At 77.3% G+C, this 515-nt stretch carries 1 pseudogene; it reads right to left on the bottom strand.

From position 1 onward, the window contains the following. A pseudogene (locus tag HMPREF3105_RS01320) lies at positions 1–451 on the bottom strand (glycosyl transferase); the annotation flags it as partial. Positions 452–515: the final 64 nt, after the last annotated feature.

Raw genomic sequence — 515 nt, 5'->3', positions numbered from 1 at the left:
CGGGCCCGTCCGTCGTCTCCGCGGGGCTGAGCAGGGCCTGCAGCCGCACCAGCACGGCTTCGGGCGCGTGCAGCCGCGCGTGGTGCTCGTGCGCCCGCTCCCGCCGTTCCCGCGCGGCCGCCGACGTCTCCTCCAGCAGGCTCAGCACCGTGGCGAGGAGCGTGGCGTCGTCGGTCTCGATCACCGGCGGGGCGCACCCGTCCGGCGCGGCAGTCACCGGCGGCCCGGCGACCACAGCGCTGCCCGCGGCCAGGGCCTGCAGGGCCGCGATCTCCAGTTCTCCCGTGTGCAGCGGGGCCACGACGACGTCGCTGCGGAACGCGTCGGGTCGACGGCGGAACCGGGGACCCGACGGGGCCTCGACCGGGATCCCGCGTGCGGCCAGTTCCGCGACCAGCTCGTCCACCGCCGCCGACTCGGCCGAGGTGCGGTCCCCGGGCAGGATGAGCACGCTGCGGGGTGCAGACGCGCCGTCATGACCGGGTCCCCGGTCCGTCGGCGTCGGGATCGGTGCG

It is taken from the genome of Micrococcus sp. HMSC31B01, assembly GCF_001816085.1.
GTDB classification, from domain to species: domain Bacteria; phylum Actinomycetota; class Actinomycetes; order Actinomycetales; family Micrococcaceae; genus Micrococcus; species Micrococcus luteus.
This window is presented reverse-complemented; position numbering and strand designations above follow the sequence as displayed.